Source organism: Caldicoprobacter faecalis, assembly GCF_900115765.1.
In the GTDB taxonomy this organism is placed as follows: domain Bacteria; phylum Bacillota; class Clostridia; order Caldicoprobacterales; family Caldicoprobacteraceae; genus Caldicoprobacter; species Caldicoprobacter oshimai.
The window spans coordinates 21431-39950 of the sequence record NZ_FOXR01000022.1; the positions used below are offsets into that span (position 1 = coordinate 21431).

The following is an 18520-nucleotide window of genomic DNA, read 5'->3' on the forward strand; positions in this document are numbered from 1 at the left end:
TTAAATCGTTATAATAGAAGGGTGATTGGTCGGCAAAATTTTTACGGTGAAATAAATGCAAGGCAATAACCGGAGGGGGAGTGCGGTGCTGTATCCATTGCTGTTTGATCCCATATTAAAGGAGAAGATATGGGGTGGTAATGCTCTTCAAAAGAAATATGGCAGGAAGCTTCCATCTGATAGGATAGGGGAGAGCTGGGATGTGGCCTGCCATCCGAACGGTACCAGCGTGGTGGCCAACGGCCCTCTCAAAGGAATGACCTTGAGGCAGCTCATTGACTCCTATGGAAGCCAGCTATTGGGAGACGAGGTGCAAAGAAGGTTTGGAAATAAGTTCCCTTTGCTCATAAAGCTTCTTGATGCTACAGAGTTCCTCTCTGTGCAGGTGCATCCTGACGATGAATATGCGGCATTGCATGAGGGAGGCCAGCCGGGTAAAACCGAGATGTGGTATATCATCCATGCACAGCCTGGTGCCAGCCTGATTTACGGCCTTGTGCCGGGAACCACCAGAGAAGAGTTTGAGGAGGCTGTAAAGGCTGGACGTCTGGAAAAGTACTTGAGAAGCGTCGAAGTACAGGCCGGAGACGTGCTGTATATACCGGCCGGGGTAGTGCATGCCATAGGGCCGGGAATTTTGATATGCGAGATTCAGCAGAATTCCGATACCACATACAGGGTATATGACTGGAACCGACTCGGAGATGATGGTAAACCCAGAACGCTCCATGTGGACAAAGCACTGGACGTGATAGATTTCAGTGGAAGGCTGGCAAAGGACAAGCTGCCCGGCTTACCCGCCGAAGAAGAAGGCGGCAGGCGTACATACTATGTGGCCTGTGGCTATTTCGCTGTTGAAAAGTTGGAGTGCCATGGCTGCATGAAAGAGATGGCCGATGGGTCTAAATTTTTTACGTTAACGGCGGTGGAGGGGCAGGGCGAGATATTGTACAGCCAGGGCAGTCAGCCTTTTAAGCCCGGTGATTCGGTTCTCATACCGGCCTGTCTGGGAGATTATATGATTGAAGGGGAGTGCACCATAATAAAGGCATATGTCCCTAACAAGAAAAGGGATATAACTGGGCCGCTTAAAGCCAGAGGTTTTACTGAAGAACAGCTTAAAGCCATCGCAGGCTTATTTGAAGGGGATGATGTGGAAAAGTGAGCAATTTGCCTGAGGATTTTGTTGATAAGATGAAGGGCCTGCTGGGCCCTGAGTATCCCAAGTTCATGGCTTGTTTTAAAAATCCCCCTTACCAGGGCTTAAGGGTAAATACCTTAAAGATCGCCATAGAGGATTTTCTGTCCCTTGCTCCTTTTGAGCTAAAGCCCGTTCCATGGGCGGAAGGCGGGTTTTACTACGGTGACCAGGATCGCCCGGGGAAGCACCCCTATTACTATGCCGGGCTGTATTACATTCAGGAGCCCAGCGCTATGGCGCCGGCCGAACTGCTGGGGGTAAGGCCGGGACACAAGGTGCTCGATTTGTGCGCCGCACCTGGTGGGAAATCATTCCAGATAGCCGCCCGCTTAAAGGGCAAGGGATTTTTACTGGCAAATGAAATCGATGCTTCGCGCGTCATCGTTTTGGGCGAAAATTTGGAGAGGCTGGGCGTTAGGAATGCCGCCATTACTCAAGAGACGCCTGGCAGGCTGGCGGCGGTGTTCAAGAACTATTTTGACCGCATACTGGTGGATGCTCCCTGTTCGGGCGAGGGGATGTTTAGAAAGAGGCCTGATATGTGCTCTGTGTGGTCTTACACCCTTCCCGATAGGATTAGCGTGAGGCAAAAAAGCATATTAAAGCATGCGGCCGAAATGCTAGCCCCGGGAGGAAGGATGGTGTATTCAACCTGTACCTTTTCTCCCGAGGAAAACGAGGGAGTGGTGGACTGGTTTTTAAAGGAGCACCCTGATTTTTCGCTGGTGGAGGATGTTCACTTCAAGTGGTTTGACAGAGGTGTACCCGAGTGGGTAAACGGAAGTCCGGAACTTGTGAAGACTTTCCGGCTTTGGCCTCATAAAATAAAGGGCGAGGGGCATTTTATGGCGTTGTTTGAAAAGAAGGCAGATGGCGGTGCCAGCACTTTACCACTTTTCTACAAACGCAGAGGAATAAGCAAGCTGCCAGTTGAGTATGAGTGCTTTATGAAGGAATATATGAGAGAGTTCATAGAAGATCATCTTTATGTGCATAAGGACCAGCTGTACTGGATACCGCCATCCCTTCCAGATTTAAGCGGGCTTAAGGTGCTGCGGCCGGGTTTCAGGCTGGGCACTATCAGAAAGGGAAGGTTTATTCCCGGCCATGCCCTGGCCATGTCTGCCAGAAAGGAATCTGTGGTACAAAGCATTGACTTTTCAAGCGATTCAAAGGAGGTAATGCAGTATCTGGAGGGGTTCACCCTTACAGGGTTTGATGGAAAGGGATGGGTGCTGATAACCGTCGACGGTTATTCCTTGGGATGGGGTAAGCTGTCGGATGGGCTCTTGAAAAATTATTACCCCAAGGGGCTGCGACGTGTATTGACGTAAGTTGCAAGTGAGTGATACAATTATCCAAATATACCTTCACAAAAAGAAGGAGAGGGTTGGCTTATGGTCAATGAGATTCTTGAAATATTGAACGAGGATAGCAGGAGGACTCCTGAAGAGATAGCTGTGATGCTGGGGACGGACGTGGAGACCGTAAAGCAGAAAATAGCGGAGCTTGAAAAAAACAAGGTTATAGTGAAATACAACACCATAGTCAACTGGGACAAAACTGACAGGGAATACGTTACAGCCCTTATCGAGGTAAAGGTAACCCCTCAGAGGGACCAGGGGTTTGATGCTATCGCGGAGCGGATTTACAAATTTCCCGAGGTTAAGTCGGTTTACCTTATGTCGGGGGACTATGACCTAGCTGTCATGATTGAAGGGCGAACCATGAAGGAGGTGGCTTTTTTCGTCGCCGAAAAGTTGTCGGTGTTGGATTCGGTGCTCAGTACGGCCACGCACTTCGTTTTGAAGAAGTACAAGGTGGATGGAGTTATATTGGAAGATGAAGAAAAAGATTACAGGCAGGTGATCGTACCATGAACGTGGAAAGCAAGATAGCCGAGCGGGTGAAGGAGGTACCACCGTCAGGCATACGAAAGTTTTTTGATATCGCCAGCGAGATGGAAGGTGTTATTTCTCTGGGGGTGGGTGAGCCCGATTTTGTTACCCCGTGGAACGTGCGCGAAGCATGTATTTATTCCCTGGAAAAGGGGATGACGTATTATACCTCAAATTGGGGGATGCCAGAGCTTAGAAAAGCCATAAGCTGTTACTTGAGCAGGCGATTTGGGCTGGAGTATAACCCTAAAAATGAGATACTGGTGACTGTTGGTGCCAGCGAAGCCATAGATTTGGCATTGCGTGCAATCCTCAATCCAGATGATGAGGTTTTGATACCCGACCCGTCATATGTGGCTTATATGCCCTGCGTCCGTTTTGCGGGTGCTAAGGCCGTGGCGGTGGAGTGCAGGCCAGAGGACGAGTTTCGTTTGACTCCTGACAAGCTGGAGCAGAAGATCACCCCGAAGACAAAAGCCCTTATTTTGCCCTATCCCAACAATCCTACCGGAGCCATCATGACTATGGAAGATTTGGAGGCAATCGCGCAGGTACTGCGCCGCACTGATATTATTGTCATATCCGATGAAATTTATGCCGAATTAACTTATGGTCAAAGGCACGTCAGCATAGCCAGCCTGCCAGACATGAAGGAACGCACTGTAGTTATAAACGGTTTTTCCAAGGCCTTTGCCATGACGGGTTGGCGACTGGGATATGCCGCAGGGCATCCTGCACTTATTGGCGCCATGGTCAAGATTCATCAGTATACAACCTTGTGCGCTCCAATAATGGCTCAGGTGGCAGCCATCGAAGCTCTCAGAAAGGGGTTCGAAGATGGTTTTGCTTCGGTGGAGTACATGGTTAAACAGTACAACATGCGGCGAAAAGTCATGGTGAACGGTTTTAGGGAGATAGGGCTGGAATGCTACGAACCCAAAGGAGCGTTCTATGTCTTCCCATCGATAAAGAAAACCGGAATGACGTCGGAAGAGTTTTGCGAAAAGTTGCTGCTGGATCAGAAGGTTGCCGTGGTTCCAGGCACAGCTTTTGGGGCCAGCGGTGAGGGGTTTATAAGGTGTTCCTATGCTTATTCAATCGACAACATCAATGAAGCCATAAAACGAATAGGCAACTTTTTGAAAAAGATACTGTGACTAAGGAGGTTATCATGAGGTATGAATGGGACCGCGACCCGGACATCATAGAGGGAGAGTATGAGGTCATCGATGAGTGGGATGCGGGTGGAACACATGATAGCTGGGAAAACGCCGATATACGGCTGGACCCCAGTCCGCCGTATGTTACATACACTATTCTGGGTTTGAATGTTGCCGTATGGCTTGTCATGAGCTTTATAGGCACGGTATTTGATATCAGTTTAAACCATCAGCTGCTGTACTTTGGTGCCAAGGTGAACGAATTGATTGCTGAAGGGGAGTACTGGCGCCTTTTTACCGCCATGTTCCTGCATGTAGGGGTTATGCACCTCTTGTTCAATTCATATGCCCTCTATGTATACGGGCCGATAGTGGAGAAGCTGTATGGGAAAATCCGGTTTGTGATAATATATGTATTGTCGGGGCTGATGGGTAGCCTGTTCAGCTATCTATTCAGCCCCAATCCTGCAGCCGGCGCCTCTGGCGCCATATTCGGGCTTATGGGTTCGTTGCTTTATTTCCGTAAGCGAAGGCGTAACACATTCCAGCGGGCTTTTGGCCCTGGGTTGTTTATCATAATAGGCATTAACCTGTTGTTCGGCTTTATTCAGCCGGGCATTGACAACTGGGGTCATATAGGAGGCCTGATAGGGGGATTTTTGGCCGCAAATGCCGTGGGGTTGTACCGCGAGCGCAGACTGTCGGATAAAGCGGTTGTGTGGGCGCTCATCGTTATAATCTTTGCCCTGGGCCTGTGGATTGGGCAGAGGAAATACGGCAAAAGGGTTATGTATATAGATAACGGTTATTGCGTTCCAAGATATGAAGCCTCATTTTATGGTGAAGGGTATATGCCGTATGATAATTGTCCATCGTATATAGACTTGAGGACTATTGCTGCATTCAGAGGCGGGAATTTTTTTGACATCGGTAGATAGTGATTAAGCTTGAGAGGCTAGAAGATGTTGATAATGTGCAGGAATTTTTTGTAGTATCGGCAGTATAGGCTACGCAGTGTAGAGCAGCGCGAATACACTGGTTGATGGGGGAGTGGGGGATGAAGTACGGACCGGTAGCGCTGGTCAAGTGTGAGAGCTATGACCGCCAGGAAGTAGAAAATGCCGTGAAGCGGGCTGTAGAGCTGTTGGGCGGCATTGAAAGGTATATAAAGCCCGGGATGAAGGTTTTGCTGAAGTGCAACCTGCTGTCCAGGAAAAAGCCCGAGGAGGCCGTGACGGTGCATCCTGTTGTGGTGGAGGCTGTGGTGAGGGCTGTGCAGTCGGTAGGGGCTATACCCATAATTGCCGACAGCCCCGGTGGGCTGTACACCGAAAGGATTTTAAAAGGCATATACAGGGCCTGTGGTATGGAAGAGGTACATGAGAGGACGGGGGTTCTGCTCAATTACAACACCGATATAGTTGAGGTCAGCCACCCTGAGGGCAAGGTGGCAAAGCGCATAACGGTGATAAAGGTGCTGCAGGATGTGGATGCCGTCATATCTCTGGCAAAGCTAAAGACCCATGAGCTGACCTTGTTTACCGGCGCGGTCAAAAACCTTTTTGGCGTTATACCGGGTATGACCAAGGCGGAATATCACTTGCGTATGAAGAGGCTTGAAGAGTTTTCAGATTTGCTGGTGGATATATGTACCTACGTAAAGCCTGTGCTTTCAGTGATGGATGGGATAGTGGGAATGGAGGGCAACGGCCCGTCGGCCGGCAGGCCACGCCATGTGGGGGCACTGCTTATGAGCCCCAGCCCTTATGCCCTGGATGTGGTCTCAGCCGCACTGGTAGGGCTGCCAGTTGAGAGGATATGCACTGTTCAACGGGCTGAGGAACGGGGCCTGTGCAGCAGCAAGCTGGAGGATATAGAGCTGGTAGGGGATTCGTTTGATGAGCTCTATGTGTCTGACTTTAAACTGCCCGATTCCAAAAAGCTGGGCTTTTTGGTGAGAGCCCTTGAAAGCAACAATAGGGTTTCGGAATTTTTGAAGTTCTATTTGGGCCCTCATCCAATGATAATGTATGATGCGTGTGCCGGATGTGGTGATTGTGCCAGGTATTGCCCACCCAAAGCCATAAAAATGATGGAGGGGAAACCACGCATTGATTTAAACACATGCATTCGCTGCTATTGTTGCCAAGAGCTATGTCCTCATAAGGCTGTTGTCATAAGGCGAAATTGGTTTTTCAGGTTGTTTAAATGATGTGTTTAATCTTTGAAAAATTTAAATTCGGGAGGGGATTAAGTTCAGAGAGCGATTAACCTCGGGAAGAGACGTACTCAAAACCAGAGGAGTGGGATGATGTTTACCAGATGGCGGTTGCTGTGGGACCTCATGAAGGGAAATAGGATGCGGTATGCATGTGCTGTGGTTGCTACGGCCTTTTCTGCACTGCTTTCCCTCATACCCACGCTGGTTATAAGGACCACAGTGGATTCGATCATTGGTGATAAGCCAATGGATGTACCTGGCTGGGTGGAGGATGCTGTACTCCTTTTAGGGGGTAGGGATAATTTAGCGCACAATCTTTGGGTATGCGGCGTGGCTTTACTGGCTATAAGCCTGGTAAACGGTGCGTTGCTGTATGTAAGGGGAAAATGGACGTCACAGGCTTCTGAGTCCATGGCAAAAAATTTGAGGGATTTGCTTTATGACCACCTTCAAAATTTGCCCTATGATGAGCATGTGAAGGCCGAGACTGGCGATTGGGTACAGCGCTGCACTTCTGACGTGGAAACCATAAGGCGTTTTTTAGCCGTACAATTGGTAGAAATTGGAAGAACAGGGTTTCTGCTTGTCATGGCTCTGACCATAATGTTCAGTCTGAATGTAAAGATGACCTTCATTTCCATGGCTGTAGTTCCCATCATATTTGCCTTTTCCTACGTGTTTTTCTCGAAAGTAAAAGAGGCTTTTCGACTGGCTGATGAGGCTGAAGGAAAATTGACTACCGTTTTGCAGGAAAACTTGACGGGAATAAGGGTTGTAAAGGCATTTGGACGGCAGGCTTATGAGGTTGAGAAGTTTGATAGCAAAAACAGGGAATACAGGGATTTATCGTATCGTTTGACACGGCTGATGGCCAGTTACTGGGCGATTTCGGATTTCCTTATAATGTTTCAGATGGGAGTAGTGCTGGTTATAGGTGTTTACTGGGCATCTCGAGGTACCATGACGCTTGGGACACTGCTGACCTTTATGAGCTATGAGGGCATGCTGCTATGGCCGGTCCGCCAGATGGGTAGAATACTGACCGACATGGGCCGGGCGCAGATTTCTCTGACAAGGATTAAAGAGCTTCTCGACAAGCCAAGGGAGGATATGAACGAGGATGGGCTTACACCTGACCTCAATGCCGATATCGAATTTAAAAACGTGTATTTTGAGTATGAAAAAGGGCGTCCCGTACTTCAGGATATATCCTTTAAGGTGAAAAAAGGGCAAACTGTCGCCATACTCGGACCCACCGGTTCGGGAAAGTCATCGCTGGTTCACCTACTTTTGAGGCTATATGATTACCAGCGTGGTTCCATCACCATTGGCGGGGTTGAGCTTAAGAAGATAAACAAGAAATGGCTGCGCCAGCATATTGGGATTGTGCTTCAGGAGCCTTTCCTGTTCTCCAGGACGATAAAGGAAAACATAGCTTTGGGGAGAAGCGATGTCAACGAGACAGAAATCTTGGAGGCCATGCGTGTGGCTGCCCTCAACGATGTCATACAGCAATTTGAAGAGGGCTATGATACGCTGGTGGGCGAGAGGGGAGTGACCCTTTCTGGAGGACAGAAGCAAAGGGTTGCCATTGCCAGAGCGCTTGTCAGAAACAGCTCCATATTGATCTTCGATGATTCTCTCAGCGCTGTGGATACCGAAACCGATGCAGCTATTCGCAAGGCTTTGAAGGAAAGGCGGAAGGGGATAACTACCTTTATCATCTCGCATCGCATCACTACCCTGGCTGAAGCGGATTTGATACTGGTGCTGGATCAGGGACGGCTGGTTCAATCAGGTACCCATGAGGAGCTCATCAGGCAGCCGGGCCTGTACCAGCGGATATGGGCTTTGCAGAGCAAGCTGGAAGAGGAGTTGGCAAATGAGTATAACAGCTTGGAGTATCCAGCACAGGAGAGGGGAGTGATGTGAATGAACACCTACCAGGAACAGGAATATACTAAGCCGTTTAATATAGATTTGTGGAAAAAGCTTATTCGTTATGCTCGACCTTACAAAAGGGATTTGCTGTTCTTGGCGGTCATTATGGCGGCGTCGGGTGGCATTGATGCCATTTTCCCGCTCATGAACAGGTACGCCGTTGACAACTTCATCATACCGGGTAAATTGGGAGGGTTGTGGATTTTTGCTTTGATTTACGCTGCACTCATCGCAGTTCAGGCTCTCAACGTGTGGATGCTTATATGCATTGCCGGCCGGATTGAGACAGGCCTTTGTTATGATATCAGGAAGATAGGTTTTAAAAAGCTGCAGGAGCTGTCATTTTCATATTTTGATAGAACACCCGTCGGGTGGATCATGGCCAGGATGACCTCCGATATCCAGCGTCTGGGCGAAACTGTTGCCTGGGGCCTTGTAGACCTTATGTGGGGGAGCGCCATGATGGTGGCCACAATAGGGATCATGCTTTATTTGAACTGGAGACTGGCGCTCATTACCCTGTCGGTGGTGCCAGTTTTAGCGGTAGTCAGCATTTATTTCCAGAGGATGATATTGATGGCTTACCGCCAGGTGCGCAGGATCAACTCTCAGATCACCGGGGCTTTTAACGAAGGGATAATGGGCGCTAAAACTACTAAGACCCTTGCCAGGGAAGAGGAAAACCTGAAAGAGTTTAAAGAGCTTACCGAAAGGATGAAGCATTCATCAGTTCGAGCGGTTGTGGTGTCATCGATTTATATGCCGATTGTAATGGTTTTGGGCAGCATTGGAACTGGGCTGGCACTGTGGTTTGGAGGCGAGGGCGTCATTGGACGTTCCATCAGCTATGGCACCTTGGTGGCGTTTATTACCTATACCATGCAGTTCTTTGAGCCCATTCGTGAGCTGGCTCGAATATTTGCTGAGCTGCAAAACTCCCAGGCTTCAGCAGAAAGGGTTTTTTCCATGATCGAAACCCAGCCCGATGTTAAGGATTCACCGGAGGTTATCGAGAAATACGGCGATTTATTCACGCCCAAAAAGGAGAACTGGCCGCACATAAAAGGGGATGTGACTTTCCACAACGTATCCTTCTCATACAAAGAGGGAGAGGAGGTGCTTAAAGATTTTAACCTGGAGGTAAAAGCAGGAGAGACCATTGCGCTGGTGGGTGAGACGGGGGCCGGCAAGAGCACCATCGTAAACCTGCTGTGCCGCTTTTATGAGCCTACTAAAGGTGAGATCAGGATCGATGGAGTGGATTACCGCAAGCGTTCTCAGCTGTGGCTGCAATCCAACATAGGGTATGTGCTTCAGACACCCCATCTGTTCAGCGGAACCGTAAAAGAGAATATAAGGTACGGCAGGTTGGATGCCAGCGATGAAGAGGTGATAGAAGCCGCCAAGCTAGTCAACGCCCACGATTTTATCATGAAGCTGGAGAAGGGATATGACACCGAAGTGGGCGAGGGTGGAAACAGGCTGTCTACCGGTCAGAAACAGCTCATCTCGTTTGCCCGTGCCGTTCTGGCCAACCCCAGGATATTTGTATTGGACGAAGCCACCTCTTCGGTGGATACCGAGACCGAGCAAATCATTCAGGATGCCATACAAAAGGTGCTTCGGGGCAGGACCAGCTTCGTGATAGCCCACCGCTTGTCTACCATAAGATCAGCTGATCGCATACTGGTGATTCGCAATGGACGTGTGGTTGAGCAGGGTACTCATTCCGAACTACTCAGGCGAAGAGGATACTATTACAGGCTGTATACAAACCAGTTTATGGAGGAAAAGGAAAGGGAGATTATGTTGCAGATGAGAGGCTAATCAGATGGCCGACTATCAGCTGGTCCGAGCGATTTGTCCAAATAATGGCATCGTTTTCTATCTGAATATGCTTGTAGTTAACGTTGTTTGGTGGTCATAACATTATATACAGTGACCATTGGTGTTTCATATACCATATTTTTCAACTAGAGGATCCTCCCTTAACCAGGTTATAATATATTTACAATAAGAGACAAGCCATCCTTTTTAGCACATCATTTCAATTATCTGGGATAGGGAGGAAGAGAGCATGACAACGAAAAGATTTAAATTTGCAGTGTTTATAGCATTAACCGTGGCTTTATTCTTATGCGCAGCTATTCCAAAAGTTTCAGCTGCAGGGTATCAGCTTACCAGGGATTTGAGAAAGGGGATGAGCGGTGAAGATGTGGCCGTTGTACAGCGCCTTCTCAAGGACCTGGGCTTTTTTACATACCCTCAGATCACAGGTTACTTTGGCAGTGTAACCGAGACGGCTGTAAAGGCTTTTCAAAGGGCGAACGGGCTGACAGCTGACGGCATCATAGGCCCTATTACCCGCGGTGTCATGAACAAGCTCCTGGCCGGCTCGACTCCTTCACGGGGCGACACTACCAGCGTTTATATTGTACAGCCGGGGGACTCCCTGTGGAAGATCAGCCAGCGTTTCGGGGTTTCACTGGACGAGCTATTTGCGGCTAACAATATGAACAGTTCGACCATAATTTATCCAGGGCAGGAAATCATCATTCCCCGGGGCGGTGCCCCCATAGATGCACCAAGGGTTACATACATAACCCACACCGTAGTTAAGGGCGATACTCTATGGAACCTGTCATACAAGTACGGCGTGCCCATGGAGGAAATTGCGCAGGCCAATGGCATAACCACTTCTACTGTGTTGTATGTAGGCCAGGTTTTAAGGATTCCCAAGAAGGAGATACCTGTAAAACCCACGCCTGGACCTCAATATGGCGAGCTGCTGGATTGGTGGAAGGAAGCCCAGTACGCCTTTCCGCTCAATTCCACGGCAACCGTGGTGGATTTTCATACTGGTATCAGCTTTAGAGTAGTAAGGACATATGGAACGGGGCATGCCGATGTAGAACCGCTGACTTATGAGGATACGCGCATAATGAAGAGCATCTGGGAAAGATATGAGAGGTTGGCAAGCGGTGCTGTAAACTACTGGGCCAGGCGACCGGTGCTGGTACTCATAAACGGGCGCAAGCTGGCGGCCTCTGCCACTGCGGCACTACATGCCGGTCTGGATTCGGCACCCGATGGAGCCTATGTGAGCTGGAGAAGTGGTGATTACGGGCCTGGGATAAATTACGATAAGATAAAGGGAAATGGAGCAGATGGGCACTTTGATATTCATTTTTTGAATAGCGTACGCCACAAGGATGGGCAGGTAGATACCGAGCACCAGGTCATGATAAGGATAGCCGCAGGGCAATAAACGGTGAACTTATGCATGACATTTAATACAAAGGTAACAATTTGTTTGTTTAAATGTAAAGACAGATTGAGAGGTAATAATGTATAATAAAGATTGAAATGATGTGCGAAAGGATGGCGCCTCTTATGAAAAGGAAGGTATTAATTTTAATTGCCCTGTTTCTGGTGTCGGGAGTCTCTTATGTAGCTCATACCCTCTATCAGGTTCTCAATCCCGAGACCCTGTTCGAAACACAGCCGCATACCGAAGAAAATGCGGATACCAAGCAGCCGATACAAAACGATAAAGAAGTTTCTGTACACATCCGGCAGCCAGAGGAGCAGTACCGTTTCGATGAGGATAGAATCAACATTCTCCTGCTCGGATTGGATGCGGATCAAGAACGCTATGAGACCATGAAAGCATTTAGAACTGATACAATCATATTATTGTCCATTGACTTTCAAGCCAATCAGGTGTATCTCATCTCAATTCCCAGGGACAGCTATGTGAAGATACCTGGAAGACAACAGAGGGATAAGATCAACACCGCCTTTGTATGGGGTGGTGGGTTCAATGGCAAAGGCTTTGAGAGAACCATAGAAACGGTAAGCAGCTTTTTGGGCGGAATTCCCATACACTATTACGTTGGGATTGATATGAACGCCTTTGTAGAAATAGTCGACATCATGGGCGGTGTGGAATTTGAGGTGGACGTTCCCGTTAAAATAGGAGGAAGGGAGCTAAAGCCTGGACTGCAACGGCTCGGTGGACAGCAGGTACTGGATTACTGCAGGAACAGGCATTTCCCCTGGGGAGACATCCAGAGAGTTAAGAACCAGCAAAAGATGCTGCTGGCCATATTTGATCAGCTCAAGTCTTCAAAACAGCTCCTCAATGTTTCGAAGTATTATGAAGTGGTAAAGAGCAAAGTTTACACCAATCTAAACGCAAAGCAGATTGCTGCTTTGGGAGTTTTTGGGATGAAACTGGACCTTTCAAACATCCATACTTACAGCATACCTGGTGATTTTCTCAATATTGACGGAATAAGCTACTGGGGAGTAAATCAATACGGTAAAAAAGACCTAGTAAAAGAGATATTCGGCGTTGAAATAGAGATAGACCGTAGAGATGATGTAAGATATATAAAGAAGGAGTTAGAGGAAAAGCTCAAGGCGCTTAAAGCGGCTATTAATGAAGCCAATGATATGATAAACAAAGCGCAAAAGGTTATGTCAACATATTTTGCATACGTAAAGGAAGAAGAAAAGGCCGGTGTTGAGTCGCGCATTGATAAAGTGCGCCAAAGCATAGATATTGAGGATGTGGCATCTATCAAGACAGCAACAAGAGAGCTAAAGGATTATACAGACAGGCTGGCTCAAATGTGCGCTCAGCGAAAGAAAGAGGATGAGGAGAGAAAGGCACATGAGCAGGCACTTGTAAAAGCCCGAAAGGACGCTCAACAGGTAATACAGTGGGCCACCGCGCAGATCGAAGAAAAGGGCGACAGGCTATCCCCCCAAGACAGGCAAAGGATTGAGGCATCAATTGCAAGCGTAAATGAAGCATTAAAAGGCCAAAATGTCCAAGATATTATTAACAAAACGGCCGAATTGAAAAAACAGGCCGAGGCCATATTCAATGCGATAGAACAAGAAAAAGAGAAGGGTAATAACGATACTCGGAAAGAACCAAGTTCTCCACCGCAAGGTGGTACAGATGACCCGAATGGTGGTGAGGTACCGGAAAATGGCCAGGACAACTCGCAGGCACCGGATGATAATCAAGAACCTGCGGGCGATGGGCAAGATAATTCAGAAGCAGTGAGGAATGAGCAGAGAGTTTAGGAAGATCCTGATGAAGATGGGGAGAGTTCGGCGGATGAAGGTGATGTTTAGGGAAATGCCCTCACTTACGATGAAGTGATGTCTGGATTGTGACAGAACGAGCGTGAAGGCGGGGGATTATGGGGTGGCTGAGTACGACAGTAAAATCCATGACATGGACAATATAAGCATAGAGGATGTGATCGATGTAAAGGAATTAAAGGGCATACTCAACTGCTTTGTGCTGGCCACGGGGCTAGGGGCGATATGCGCAAACGCCAAAGGCGAGCCCATCATCGTTCCGGATGAATACGAAGGTCAGTGTCCGTTCTGCAAAATAGTGCGCTCTGATCCCGAAGGCCTTAAGCGGTGTAATCAGTCCATGAGCTATGCGGGAAGACAGGCGGCGCAGCTGGGTGAGCCCTATATCTTCCGCTGCCATGCCGGTCTGATAGAGTTTGCTGCTCCCATAATGTTCAAGGACATATATCTTGGTAGCATCTCGTGTGGACCTGTCATCATGTGGGAATGGGATGAGATTGCTCTTCAAGAGTTTTTGAATCTAACCCGGGACCTCAACATCAACCGTGAAGCCTTGGTGGTGGCCAGCAGGCAGGTCAAGATGCTGTCCAGCAGGAACGTACAGGCAGCGGCCCAGCTTATTTTCATAGTGGCCAATCACATCGCGAAAACCGGTATGCTTACGCTGCAGTACAGAAAGGAGCTCAATGAACAGCAGGCAAAGCTGGCCGAAGCGATATTTGAGAGAAAGCGCGCCGAGGAGACCATTAAGGCCCTTGAGGCCAAGGCTCAAGTATCGATATACCCTATAGACAAAGAACAGGAGCTTTTAAGCAGGGTCAGGCTGGGAGATCGTACCGGTGCAAAGGAAATTCTAAATGACCTGTTGGGGGATATATTCTTCCGCACAGCAGGGAACATGGACCTCATGAAGGCCAGGATATTGGAGCTTGTGGTTGTCATATCGAGGGCAGCGGTGGAAGGGGGCGCTAGTCTAGAAAGGTTGTTAGGCCTAAATTACAACTTCATTTCCGAGCTGTCGCAGATGAACAGCATTGATGAAGTGTGTCACTGGGTTGTGAAGGTGCTGGACATATTCCTGGATACCGTGTACGAAACCAAAAAAGTTCGCAATGCCAAAAGCCTTGGTGAGGCTTTAAAGTATATTCGTGAGAATTATAATAAAGATATCACCCTTGAGGATGTGGCGCGAAAGGTATATATAAGTCCTTATTATCTCAGCCATTTATTCAGGGGAGAACTTAACATAACGTTTTTAGAATATTTGACCATGGTGCGGATGGAAGAGGCCAAGAAGTTGCTCAAGGACACGTCACTGTCTATTGTAGCCATTGCATCTCAAGTCGGCTATGAAGATGCCAGCTATTTCAGCAAGGTGTTCAAAAAATACGTAGGCATATCCCCTGCACAATACAGGAAGAATCTCTGATGTTGGGCTTGGCAAGATTTTACCCATATTCACAAGATTTAACCAGTACGGCTAGAACCAAACCTGTTATAATTTAAAATGTGAGCTTTTAAAGCATGTCTATGGCAGGAACCAGAGATATATTGTTGAAGCGATGAGCTCATGATATTTGATAAAAGGGGGGTTTTAATGAATGGCCGATTTCAGGGCAATTGCTGATGCTTTGAAGGCCGGCAATGCTCCAAAGGTGAAGGAAATGGTTGAGGCAGCGCTTGCAGAGGGAGTAAACCCTGAGGACATTTTAAATAAGGCGCTTATAGTGGGAATGAGCGAGATAGGTGAGCTGTTCAAGAACAACGAGATATACGTCCCAGAGGTGCTCATCGCTGCTCGTGCCATGTACGCCGGACTGAATATCTTAAAGCCCTTGCTGGCTGAGCGGGATGTAAAGCCGATGGGGAAAGTAGTCATTGGTACCGTGAAGGGCGATCTACATGACATTGGGAAGAATCTGGTTGCTATGATGCTTGAAGGGGCGGGATTTGAGGTAACTGACCTTGGCATCGACGTTGCGCCCGAAAAATTCGTCGATGCAGCAAAAGCCGCTGGGCCAGGCTGTATCGTTGCCATGTCTGCGCTGCTCACTACCACCATGCCGGCTATGAAGGATACCATTGAGGCTTTGAAAGCGGCTGGAATAAGAGATCAAGTAAAAGTTATGGTAGGAGGGGCGCCGGTCACGCAGAAGTTTGCCGATGAGATTGGCGCTGACGGCTATGCGCCTGATGCCGCATCGGCTGCTGATCTGGCAAAGACCTTTGTAGCGTAATGCCTTAATGGTTTTGATGTGAGATCGCATAGTGACTGCTGTATTAAAGAAGTGCAGGAGAAATATAAAAAGGCATAAAAAAAGAGGGCACTTTAAGGTGAAATGCCCTCTTTTTTGTTATTTCTTATACAGTATTCAAAATTTTATCTTTTAGTATCTTAAAGCCAGAGTTTATTTAATATGTAATTCGTTGCTAAAGTGCCTTTTCCAGCTTTTTTGTATAACATCCACCACTGGCTGCCTTGTCTTTAAAATTACTACCAGCTGCGAGACGCTGCGCTCTATATTCATCGGCGTTATAGAGATAGAGGCATTCACTCCATCCACATAATGCCACCCCTCGTTTAGTTTGAAAAAACCTTTTATTCTGAATGCGAAGTCCGAAAGGCTTTGCAAAAAACCCTTTAGCTTTTCCCTCTCAAATACTCCATCGGCTTCAAGCAGCAGGGTTTTTGGCCTGTTGGACGGACAATTGAGGTTGGAAGTTGCTGGAGGTAGCGGAAACCCTTCAAGATTTTGCTGCAACCAGGTGTGGTCCAATCTGCCGTAAGAGGTGGTTACTATGGGGGCGACAGGATTCAGGCTTCGAATGCTTTCCTCCACACTGTTGAGCCTCGCGGAATCCACCAGATCCGCCTTGTTTATCACTATCAAATGGCTGTATTCTATTTGTTTGCGTGCAACCTCCAGCGTCTGTGACAGCTCTATAAACGAGGTGGCGTCGACTATGCATATGGTGCCTCTAAAATCGTAGATATCGCCGGTTTTTGGTTGTATATCGTAAAGGATTTTTTCCATCCCCGATGGGTCCGAAAGCCCTGAGCTTTCGATAAACAGCGATTCAATGGGGGTGCTGGCCATTGCGATCAGCCCTTCGGCAAAGGTGGAGGCAAGGCAGCTGCAAAAAATAGAGCCATTATTTATTTCAATCAGGTCTATGCCTTCCTTTTTGACCAGTGTACCGTCTATGCCCACACTGCCAAACTCATTCATTATTATGCCTATCTTTTTATTTTGGCTAAATTCCAGCAGATTTTTTAAAAGCGTGGTCTTACCCGCTCCCAGAAAACCGGTGATCAAATATACCGATATCTTGCGACTCATTTTAGACACTCCTCAATACTTCTGAATAGATCGTTTCTGCTGGGTATTATGGACGAATACTTGAGCTTGCCGTTGATGTATATGCACGGGAGATTCTTTATGCCCATCTTCTTGATGCGGGCTATACCTTCGCGGGTGGTAAACTTGTGTTCCACCCAGTCTATCTTGTCGCCAAAGTGTTCTTTAGCGATTTTTACGGCGTTCACCATGTAGGTACAGGCAGCGCAGGTAGCCGAATCCAGGGTGAAGACCTCGATAAGCGGCTTTTCAAGGTTTTCATAGTCGGGCAGCTCAACCTCAATGTCCAGCTGTGTACCCTGATAGTTCTCCAGCATCTTTCTTACCTCGTCGGTGTTGCGTATGGCTTGCTGTATGCCGATGGGGTTTTCGGGGGGAACATCGTACGGCATGTCGCATCCTGGTGCAATGGCTAGGTTGTGGTGGTCGAGTTTATCCAACAGGTCTACCACGTATTTCATGTTGTCCTGCTGGCTGCCATACAACATGATGGAGGTTAAGGGGATGTTGCCGCCCAGCACTATGTTGTATCTATCGGTAATCTTTTTGGCTTCAACCATGTCTATGTTTTCATCGATGAATATGGAATCAGGGCCGGTTTTGCACATCTCCTCGATGTTCTTTGAAGCATTGCCGCACACGAAGAATGAGGATAAGGATCCGTTTTGCTTAATAAAGTTAAAAATTTCGGCAGCAGGTTCCGATATAAACTGCGCAAAGTGCTGTGGAGAGATCTGGGAGACCAAAGGATCCACAATTGCGATGACGTCCATCCCGGCTTCTAGGTAGTATTCTGCCATCCTTTTGGCTACCTCGCTGGTGTATCTAATGAGCTGATGTACATAATCGGGGTCCATGAACATATCCATGAACAGCTCGGTACCTCTCAGATGGGATGCCAGGGTCAAAGGTCCACATATCAGTCCAAATAAAGCGGTGGTCTCGCCAACTTCGGCTTTAAATCTTTTCATCACTTCTAGTATCATGGGAAGCCTGCCATCTGATTTTTCGGGCAGGCGTTGAGGAACGGTTTTATCAGAAGCCAGTGGATGGGATTTGACAGATGGCGGGGCTTTTTGAGCCCATACCAGCTCGCAGCCCAGGATTTCAGCTTCTACCTGCAGGTCAAACAGCACCGGCTGCCCATCTGGGCGGTACAGCCTGTTCACTTCCATGAGGGATTCAAAGAGCTTTCCACCGTCGGTTAAGACCTCGATGGCGCTGTAGCCTTTGAGCTTGCCAGCATGGACACCGGCAAAAGGCACCCAAGGTACCCTTGGAAGGCCTTTTTCATGTTTGAAAGTCCTTATAAGCAGCTCTTTTCCTGTTATGGCTTCCATAACCTTATAACCCCCTTGATGCTATGGATGTGCTGTTCTGCGTTTGTCTTTTATTGTATCAACTGATATCCGGGATGTCTGCATTCTATCTTGTTAAGTTTAGTGAAATCTTGTGGAGGGGTGTTTTAAAAAACTTTATGAAGAAGTGATTTGCTCAAAATGATGTGGTAAAATATCCTCATAACTCAGACTTCGCACATAAAAAATGAGCTCTGAACCTTGAAAAATCAACATTTTTCGGCATAAAAATATAGAAACATCCTCTCTTTTATGGTATAA

General features: G+C 47.8%; 14 protein-coding genes and 1 pseudogene. 13 read left to right on the plus strand and 2 right to left on the minus strand.

Features of this window, described 5'->3' with window-relative positions; genetic code table 11:
* Positions 1-85: 85 nt before the first annotated feature.
* The 13 genes and pseudogenes from BM241_RS08620 to BM241_RS08675 all read left to right on the plus strand — a co-directional run bounded on the left by BM241_RS08620 (position 86) and on the right by BM241_RS08675 (position 15779).
* Positions 86-1165 carry a type I phosphomannose isomerase catalytic subunit gene (locus BM241_RS08620; protein ID WP_025747754.1) on the plus strand — a complete coding sequence of 360 codons (1080 nt, stop codon included), beginning with the start codon at positions 86-88 and terminating at the stop codon, positions 1163-1165.
* Positions 1162-2535, plus strand: coding sequence for an RsmB/NOP family class I SAM-dependent RNA methyltransferase (locus BM241_RS08625; RefSeq protein WP_025747753.1), 1374 nt, complete (start codon positions 1162-1164; stop codon positions 2533-2535). The genes BM241_RS08620 and BM241_RS08625 overlap by 4 nt, the downstream gene beginning before the upstream one ends.
* Before the next feature lie 63 nt (positions 2536-2598).
* Positions 2599-3081, plus strand: a complete 483-nt coding sequence (locus BM241_RS08630; protein ID WP_092282530.1) for an Lrp/AsnC family transcriptional regulator — start codon at positions 2599-2601, stop codon at positions 3079-3081.
* Complete coding sequence (locus BM241_RS08635; RefSeq protein WP_092282531.1) at positions 3078-4256, plus strand: aminotransferase class I/II-fold pyridoxal phosphate-dependent enzyme; 1179 nt, start codon at positions 3078-3080, stop codon at positions 4254-4256. Before BM241_RS08630 ends, BM241_RS08635 begins: the two co-directional genes overlap by 4 nt.
* A gap of 14 nt (positions 4257-4270) precedes the next feature.
* The gene (locus BM241_RS08640; RefSeq protein ID WP_025747749.1) at positions 4271-5197 is read left to right on the plus strand and encodes a rhomboid family intramembrane serine protease; all 927 of its coding nucleotides are present in this window, start codon (positions 4271-4273) and stop codon (positions 5195-5197) included.
* A gap of 239 nt (positions 5198-5436) precedes the next feature.
* Positions 5437-6120: pseudogene (locus BM241_RS13165) on the plus strand (DUF362 domain-containing protein); the annotation flags it as partial.
* Positions 6121-6285: 165 nt separating this feature from the next.
* Complete coding sequence (locus tag BM241_RS13170) at positions 6286-6471, plus strand: indolepyruvate ferredoxin oxidoreductase subunit alpha (protein ID WP_394328180.1); 186 nt, start codon at positions 6286-6288, stop codon at positions 6469-6471.
* Positions 6472-6567: 96 nt separating this feature from the next.
* On the plus strand, positions 6568-8412 hold the full coding sequence (locus BM241_RS08650) for an ABC transporter ATP-binding protein (protein ID WP_242948338.1): 1845 nt from the start codon (positions 6568-6570) through the stop codon (positions 8410-8412).
* Complete coding sequence (locus BM241_RS08655) at positions 8413-10248, plus strand: ABC transporter ATP-binding protein (RefSeq protein WP_025747746.1); 1836 nt, start codon at positions 8413-8415, stop codon at positions 10246-10248.
* A 250-nt stretch (positions 10249-10498) separates the two neighbouring features.
* Positions 10499-11689 carry a peptidoglycan-binding domain-containing protein gene (locus BM241_RS08660; protein WP_025747745.1) on the plus strand — a complete coding sequence of 397 codons (1191 nt, stop codon included), beginning with the start codon at positions 10499-10501 and terminating at the stop codon, positions 11687-11689.
* Positions 11690-11814: 125 nt separating this feature from the next.
* Positions 11815-13521, plus strand: a complete 1707-nt coding sequence (locus BM241_RS08665; protein ID WP_177206136.1) for an LCP family protein — start codon at positions 11815-11817, stop codon at positions 13519-13521.
* Positions 13522-13645: 124 nt separating this feature from the next.
* A complete protein-coding gene (locus tag BM241_RS08670) occupies positions 13646-14971 on the plus strand; it encodes a PocR ligand-binding domain-containing protein (RefSeq protein WP_092282533.1) in 1326 nt (441 codons plus the stop codon).
* Between the two features lie 172 nt (positions 14972-15143).
* A complete protein-coding gene (locus tag BM241_RS08675; RefSeq protein ID WP_092282534.1) occupies positions 15144-15779 on the plus strand; it encodes a corrinoid protein in 636 nt (211 codons plus the stop codon).
* A gap of 171 nt (positions 15780-15950) precedes the next feature.
* Here the strand turns inward: BM241_RS08675 and BM241_RS08680 are convergent, their stop codons facing one another.
* Together BM241_RS08680 and BM241_RS08685 are read right to left on the minus strand one after the other, a co-directional pair.
* Positions 15951-16883, minus strand: coding sequence for a CobW family GTP-binding protein (locus tag BM241_RS08680; RefSeq protein WP_092282535.1), 933 nt, complete (start codon positions 16881-16883; stop codon positions 15951-15953).
* Positions 16880-18232, minus strand: a complete 1353-nt coding sequence (locus BM241_RS08685; RefSeq protein ID WP_092282537.1) for a uroporphyrinogen decarboxylase family protein — start codon at positions 18230-18232, stop codon at positions 16880-16882. Before BM241_RS08685 ends, BM241_RS08680 begins: the two co-directional genes overlap by 4 nt.
* Positions 18233-18520: the final 288 nt, after the last annotated feature.

Coding starts and splice junctions, on each gene's coding strand:
- BM241_RS08630 (WP_092282530.1), top strand. CDS start 2,599: ATGGTCAATGAGATTCTTGAAATATTGAACGAGGATAGCAGGAGGACT.
- BM241_RS08635 (WP_092282531.1), top strand. CDS start 3,078: ATGAACGTGGAAAGCAAGATAGCCGAGCGGGTGAAGGAGGTACCACCG.
- BM241_RS08640 (WP_025747749.1), top strand. CDS start 4,271: ATGAGGTATGAATGGGACCGCGACCCGGACATCATAGAGGGAGAGTAT.
- BM241_RS13170 (WP_394328180.1), top strand. CDS start 6,286: ATGTATGATGCGTGTGCCGGATGTGGTGATTGTGCCAGGTATTGCCCA.
- BM241_RS08650 (WP_242948338.1), top strand. CDS start 6,568: ATGATGTTTACCAGATGGCGGTTGCTGTGGGACCTCATGAAGGGAAAT.
- BM241_RS08655 (WP_025747746.1), top strand. CDS start 8,413: ATGAACACCTACCAGGAACAGGAATATACTAAGCCGTTTAATATAGAT.
- BM241_RS08660 (WP_025747745.1), top strand. CDS start 10,499: ATGACAACGAAAAGATTTAAATTTGCAGTGTTTATAGCATTAACCGTG.
- BM241_RS08665 (WP_177206136.1), top strand. CDS start 11,815: ATGAAAAGGAAGGTATTAATTTTAATTGCCCTGTTTCTGGTGTCGGGA.
- BM241_RS08675 (WP_092282534.1), top strand. CDS start 15,144: ATGGCCGATTTCAGGGCAATTGCTGATGCTTTGAAGGCCGGCAATGCT.
- BM241_RS08680 (WP_092282535.1), bottom strand. CDS start 16,883: ATGAGTCGCAAGATATCGGTATATTTGATCACCGGTTTTCTGGGAGCG.